General features: G+C 70.2%; 5 protein-coding genes. 3 read left to right on the forward strand and 2 right to left on the reverse strand.

All coding sequences use genetic code 11. The features are described 5' to 3' along the window. Positions 1 to 29 precede the first annotated feature (29 nt). The gene (locus AB0C21_RS38955; protein ID WP_500211140.1) at positions 30 to 1,238 is read right to left on the reverse strand and encodes a hypothetical protein; all 1,209 of its coding nucleotides are present in this window, start codon (positions 1,236 to 1,238) and stop codon (positions 30 to 32) included. A gap of 612 nt (positions 1,239 to 1,850) precedes the next feature. Here AB0C21_RS38955 and AB0C21_RS38960 point away from each other — a divergent pair. Beyond that, positions 1,851 to 3,872 (forward strand): WD40 repeat domain-containing serine/threonine protein kinase, encoded by a 2,022-nt coding sequence (locus tag AB0C21_RS38960; protein ID WP_500211142.1) that lies wholly within the window; start codon positions 1,851 to 1,853, stop codon positions 3,870 to 3,872. Between the two features lie 7 nt (positions 3,873 to 3,879). Continuing rightward, on the forward strand, positions 3,880 to 5,889 hold the full coding sequence (locus tag AB0C21_RS38965) for a WD40 repeat domain-containing serine/threonine protein kinase (protein WP_500211144.1): 2,010 nt from the start codon (positions 3,880 to 3,882) through the stop codon (positions 5,887 to 5,889). 53 nt (positions 5,890 to 5,942) lie between these two features. On the opposite strand, the gene AB0C21_RS38970 is transcribed toward AB0C21_RS38965, so the two are convergent. Continuing rightward, positions 5,943 to 6,293, reverse strand: a complete 351-nt coding sequence (locus AB0C21_RS38970; RefSeq protein ID WP_500211146.1) for an ATP-binding protein — start codon at positions 6,291 to 6,293, stop codon at positions 5,943 to 5,945. Between the two features lie 177 nt (positions 6,294 to 6,470). On the opposite strand from AB0C21_RS38970, the gene AB0C21_RS38975 reads away from it, so the two are divergent. Then, on the forward strand, positions 6,471 to 6,829 hold a 359-nt coding region (locus AB0C21_RS38975), incomplete at its 3' end, for a helix-turn-helix domain-containing protein (protein ID WP_500211148.1).

Consider the following 6,829-nt stretch of genomic DNA (forward strand, 5'->3'; position numbering starts at 1 on the left):
TCCGGCGAACGTTCGCGAAGGCCGCCTCGTCATCGGCACTCGTCCACCCTGACGGCCAGCCGTTGCAGAAGAGGCAGCTTCGGGAGCTCCGCGCGGGTGTAGTCCGTCCGCTCCTCGGGCACCGGCACACCGTTGTCCTTGAGTAGCCCGTACAGCGGTCTGGTCCCAGGGTCCGCGGAGTCGTCGACGACCCGGAAGCCGAGCTCCAGCATGCGGCGCCTCAGTCCGGGATCTGTGCGCAGCAGGTGGCCGAGCCGGTCACCGTTGCCGCGTTTGAGGGAAATGTATGCCGGGTCGGTCTGGAACTCCTGCTCCGGATAGAGCAGGACCCGCTCGGTGTCGACACGCCCGGAATTACGCCGATGTTCCTGCTGATAGGCGAAGAACTGATGCTCATAGACCACCACGATCGGTCCTTGGCTCTTGCCTTCGGGCGTGACGTAGGCCGAAAAGAGCTCTGACTCCGGCATGCCGGTCCCGGTGATGAGCGGTCCGACCTCCTTGGCGATCTGGTCCACCTCGGTCTCGGTCTGCGCCGGCTTGCCGCCGTTGACCACGTATGCGACCAGGCCGAGGTAGGTGAGGCCGGAGTTGGACCGGCATACCCCGGCGGTTCGCGCGAGTACGCGGTTGCCGTTGGTGATGCCCTTGATCCCGATGTCGTTCCAGGTCTTCCCCCGCCGACCCAACTCGACGAACTCGGCCGTCCTCAGCGTGTAGTAGAGCGCATCCCCGGGACCCCCCGAATGCCGTTCCGCGATGCCGCGCCCGACCAGGGTCTCGGCGTACTCGCGGTAACTGGCCAGCACGATCGGGCTGGTGAACAGGTAGGTCGTTCGGTTGTACAGGCGCCGCTTGCTGCGCTCCTTCCTGATCAGATCCGCAGCCGGCTGTCCGGACGGGAAGGCGAAGTCGTAGGACTCGGTCTTCTGGCCGAGTACCTCGGCGGCGACCTCTTCCGAGCCACGCGGAGTGACCTCGACGCGGATGTGGTGCTCCAGTAGCAGGTCCTGGACCTTCCGGTCGTTGAAGAAGTCCTGTTTGGAGGCCATGATCCCGCGGATCGTGACGACCGGACCGGGCCGGGCGACCAGCACCGCGAGCGACGCCCCCGCACAGACCAGCGCGACAAGGGCGGCGACCACCGCTCCCCCGCCGAGTGGCGAAGGCCAGAAGCGGGGTGGCCGAGGGATGCTGAACGTCGGTTCTTCGACAACGTTCCGGGGGTCGGCCGTCACCGCAACTCCTTGCGATCACATTCGCAATACAGCCCAAGCTTACGCACCATCACCGACGGCCAGGGGTGATCTTGCCGGACAAGGCCAATTCATGTGACCGTCGAGCACGTGGGCCGCAAGGCCTCCCGTGGTGGCAGCGTTTGACAAGGCCAAATCGTCTCGGCCCTTTGAGTCAGTCCAGCGCCCTGGACTCGCGTGTGTGTCACCACACGTAGACCTATTCGGTCGCCCGTCGCATGGTGTTCAGTTGCCCTTTCCACAGCGCAGGGTCAGCACCAGGGAGCCGACAAAGTGCTCCTTTCGCCCGCGTCCTTTCTTGGCGGGTCGTAACTCCTCGGCGGGGGCAGGGTGAAGATCTCATCGGCGGCGTTCGCGAGCGAGCGAGCGGTCAGCGGCGACCCGGAACGCGGAGGTCGCGCCCTCCCTTCTCGTCGGCCCGACCGGCCGCAGGACGAGATGGAACGCAGGCGGCCGCCGCACACCGGCCGTGGGAAGTGGCGCCAGCCGCTCCTCTCTGCCCGCGGAGGGTTGCGGTGGGGTGACGGATCGCTGCGAGTGCCTCCGCGTCGATCAATCAGACGTTATTGTCTTTTTGAGAGAGGGAGGTGTGCCGTGAGACCCCTGGAGTCGTCCGATCCCCGCCAGATCGGGAACTACCGAATGCTCGCCCAGCTCGGCCGCGGAGGCATGGGACGGGTACTGCTCGGCAGCGGGCCGGACGGGCGGCTGGCCGCGGTCAAGCTGGTCGACGAGCAGTTCGTGCACGACGACGGGTTCCGCGGCCGGTTCCGCCGCGAGGTCCGCGCCTCGCGCCGGGTCGCCGGTGCGTACACCGCGGCGGTGATCGACGCCGATCCCGAGGCGGCCGAGCCCTGGCTGGCCTCGGTGTACGTTCCGGGCCCGTCGCTGCACGAGGTGGTCGCCGCGACCGGTCCGCTGGCGGCCGGCCCGGCGCTCCGGCTGGCCGCCGGCCTCGCCGCCGCGCTGACCGAGGTGCACCGCGCCGGGCTGGTGCACCGCGACCTGAAGCCGTCCAACGTGCTCCTCACCGAGGACGGCCTGCGAGTGATCGACTTCGGGATAGCGCGGGCCGCCGAGGGCGAGGACGGCACCCAACTCACCCGTACCGGCGCCCTGGTCGGCACGCCCGGCTTCATGTCCCCGGAACAGGCCCTGGGGCGGGATCTGACCACTGCCAGCGACGTCTTCTCGCTGGGCTCGACGCTGGTGTACGCCTGCACCGGCCGCGGCCCGTTCCACGCGGGGAGCACCCCGCAGACCCTGCAGAAGGTCATCCACGCCGAGCCCGTGCTGGGCGACCTGCCGGACCGGATCCGCGAGATCGTCTCGGCCTGCCTGGCCAAGGACCCGGCCGCACGGCCGGAGCCCGCCGCGCTGCTGCGGTGGATGGGGGAGGTACCGCCGTCCGCCCGGCCTTGGCCTGACCCGGTCCACGACACGATCGCGCGGCAGAACGCCGAAGTCGCCCGGCTGCTTCAGACTCCGCAGGTCCCGGCGCCGCACGTCCCGCCCGCACCGGCGCCGACGCCCACGGCCGTCGCGCCGGCGCCGGACAGGAGGCGGTTCCTGCTGATGGCGGGCGGTGGCGCCCTCGGCCTCGCCGCGCTCGGCGGCGCCGCCGCCTGGGCCCTGCGCGGTGACGGCGAGCCGGTCTCCGGCAAGGGCGTGTCCGGCGGAGGCGGCGGTAAGGACGCGAAGCCGCTGGCAGTCCTGGAAGGTCATGCCGGTTCCGTGCACTACGCGGAATTCAACCGGGCGGGTGATCTCCTGGTCACCGCCGGGGAGGACGGCACCGTACGGCTGTGGGACGCCAAGGCCCGGCGGCCGTCCGGCCAGCCGCTCAAGATCGCCTCCCAGAGGGCTTACCGGGCCAGGTTCGACAGGGCGGGGCGGCTGCTGCTCACCGCCAGCATGGACGGCGGCATCAAGGTGTGGGACGTGCGGACCCGCCGGCAGATCGGCGCGACCCTCGGCATCCCCATGTTCGACTTCTCCGACGATCCGGCCCCGGTGACCGACGTGGCCTTCAGTCCCGCCGGGGACCGGCTGGCGGCCATCGGCTCCCATCTGAAGGTGTGGGACACCGAGTCCCGCAAGGAGGTGAGCGGGCTCACCTTCGATAAGGCGAACATCATGTCCTTCATCGCGTTCAGCGGGGACGGGCGGTTGCTGGCCTTCACCGAGCAGAATCTGGTGCGGGTGTTGGACGTGAGTTCCCGCAAGGTGGTGGGGCAGCCCCTGCGCGGGCACACCGTCCAGATCACGAAAGCGGCGATGAATCCGGACGGTCGGACGCTGGCGACCGGGAGCGGCGACATGACCGTGCGGTTGTGGGACGTCCAGCGTGCGGCTCCGCTCGGTGAGATAGTGCCCGCGAGCGACCACGCCCCGCAGGGCATGGCGTTCAGCGCGGACGGACGACTGCTGGCCACCGTCGGGAACGACACCACCATGCGGCTGTGGGACGTGGCCGGGCGCAAGGAGGTCGGGAAGCCGATCGGTCTCCCGAGCAAGTCCTCCGCCGTGGCGTTCAGTCCGGACGGGAAGGTCCTCGCCGTCGGCGGCGACGAGAAGGTGTGGCTCTACGACGTCGCCGGCCGCACCCGCGCCTGAACCGCCGGTGAGCAACGTGACCATGCGCCCGCTCGCCGCGTCCGACCCGGCGAGGGTCGGGCACTACCGGATGCTCGGCGAGCTCGGCCGGGGCGGGATGGGCCGGGTGCTGCTGGGGTCCGCGCCCGACGGGCGGCCGGTCGCGGTGAAGCTCATGCACGCTCGGCTCACCCACACCCCCGGCTTCCGGGAGCGGTTCCGCGCCGAGGTGGCGGCCACCCGCAGTGTGTCCGGCGCGTACACGGCCGCCGTGCTCGACGCGGACGCCGACGCGCCGACACCGTGGCTGGCGTCGGTGTACGTGCCGGGGCCGTCGCTGCGGGACGCGGTCCGGGCGGCCGGGCCGCTGCCGGAGCCGGCGGTGCTGCGGCTGGCGGCCGGGCTCACGGCCGCGCTCGCGGAGATCCACCGGGCCGGACTGGTGCACCGCGACCTCAAGCCGTCCAACGTGCTGCTGGCCGCCGACAGCCCGAAGGTGATCGACTTCGGGGTCGCGCGGACGGCCGAGGGCGACGGCGACGGGCAGACCGGCGTCCTGGCCGGAACACCCGGGTACATGTCGCCGGAGCAGGCGGAGGGAGGGGCGGCGACCGCGGCCGGCGACGTCTTCTCTCTCGGGGCGGTGCTGGTGTACGCCTGCACCGGCCGCGGCCCCTTCGACGGACCCGGTCCGGCGCAGGCGCTGTACAACGTCGTGCACGCCGAGCCCGACCTGTCCGCCGTACCGGACCGGCTCCGCCCGGCCGTAGCGGCCTGCCTGGCCAAGGACCCGGCCCGGCGGCCGGACCCCGTCCGGCTGAGCGCGATGCTCGGCGCGATAGCCCCGGCCGCGCAGCCGTGGCCGCCCGCGGTGCAGCGGATGATCGACGAGCGGCGGGCCTGGATCGGGTGGACGCCCGGCCCGGAACCTTCGGCGACCCTGGTCTACACGCGCCGTCCCCGCTCCAACCCGTTCACCGCCCTCGGCACCCCGCGCGGCGCGCTGGCGGCGGGCGGCGTGCTGGCGGCATGCGCGGCGCTGGCCACGGCCCTGGTGCTGGCGCCCTGGTCGGGATCGGCAGCCCGGAGCGACCCCGGGGCGCAACGGTCCGCGGCCGCGCCGCAGAGCCGTCCGTTGCGCGGGCACACCGCGTCCGTGCGCGACCTGGTGTTCACCCCGGACGGCCGGACGCTTGCCAGCGCCGGCGACGACGCCACGGTACGGCTCTGGAATGTCGCAGATGGGAGGCAGCGCCGCGCACCCCTCGACCACCCCGACGGCGTCAACGCGCTGGCGATGAGCCACGGCGGCAGCACCCTGTACACCGCGGGCGACGACGGCAGCCTCCGCCTCTTCCCGATGTCGGGCAAGGGCGAGCCAGGCGACCTCGACATCGATCTCGGGCCCCTGACGTCCCTGGCCCTGAGCCCGGACGACCGCGTCCTGGCCACCAGCAACACGGACCAGTCCGTGCGGCTGTGGGACCTGGACGACGCGAAGGTGGGCCCGCTTCTTGAGACCCACGCCGGCAACGTGCAGGCCCTGGCGTTCGCCCCGGACAGCCGGATGCTGGCCATCGGCACGACCGGCACCGAGCAGGATCCCGGCACCGGAAACACCCGCGGTGTGGCGCAGCTGTGGGAGGTGTACGACCGCAAGAGGCTCAGCGAGGGCCTGTCCGGGCACGACTCGTGGATAGAGGACGTGGCGTTCAGCCCCGATGGGCAGACGCTTGCGACGGCGGGCGGTGAGACCGTCCGCCTGTGGGACGTGGCCCGGAGCCAGCAGAAAGGCACACCGTTCCAGTGCGACGGCCGCTGCCACACGGCGGTGTTCAGCCCGGACGGCCGCATCCTCGCGGCCGGAGGTGCGGAAGGGACCGTACGGCTGTGGGACGTGACCAGCCACCGGCAGCTCGGCCCGGCGCTCACCGGGCAGGACGGCGCCGTCCTCAGCGCGCGCTTCAGCCCGGACGGCCGTACCCTCGCCACCGGCGGCCAGAACGGCACCGTCCGCCTGTGGAAGGTGCCCGTGTAGCTGCGCGAGTCGGCCCTGACGCCGGCGCGCCGCGAACAGTCGATATCCGATGGTCACGAGTGGATGCGTGACCATATCCACTTGCCGCCGGCCGGGTCGCCGGTGACACCGCACTTGGTCGATAGCGCCTGGACGATGTGCAGGCCCCAGCCGCCGTTGTCGTCGAACGCTTCCTCGGACAGGTCCAGGTCGTCGAGGGTGAGTTCCTTCATCGGCTTGGTCTGAGGGAGGGCGTAGTCGGCGTCCCAGACGGCGATGACGATGCCGTGCCCGTCCCGACTGAGCTGGAGGCGGATCTCCTCGTGCGGCGTCTGCCGGGCCGCGTTGGTCACGAGCTCCGAGACGACCAGCCGCGCACTGTCGAGAATGTGAAAATAGCCCCAGTTGCGGATTCGTACGTCCACAAGGGTGCGAGCTAGGCCGACTGCGGACGGTGTTCCCATAAGGGGCATAAGCAGATCGCCACTCGACGTCATCAGCATCGCTCCGCCCTTGCCCGAGATTCTGAATTCATGTGGCAAGGATCACTGGCAAGCTCTAGTTTCGCCTGTATCAAGAGGAACCGAAAACAGGGAGCAGCGATGGTGATCGTTCGAGACCCGCTCGACCCCAAGGTCTCCATGTGGCATTTTCTTGCCTACTACCTCCGGTTCACGAGGGAGAGGGAAGGACTGTCACTTACCCAGTGGGGCAAGATCATAGGAATGGCGCGATCAAGTGTTTCGAACATCGAAGCCGGGCGAGCGAAGCTTCAGGTCGACTATGCCAGGCGGCTCGATGTCAAGTTCGAAACCGGTGGGCTGTTTGAGCTGCTGCTCTGGTATGCCCGGATGGCGCACGATCCGAACTGGTTGTGCGACGTGAAGTCGCACGTTTCGAGTGAATGCATGATTGGAGGTCGATGGAAAGTCAAAATGCATTCCAGGCTAGTGCCTGAGCC

It is taken from the genome of Spirillospora sp. NPDC049024 (assembly GCF_040649235.1).
GTDB lineage: Bacteria > Actinomycetota > Actinomycetes > Streptosporangiales > Streptosporangiaceae > Spirillospora.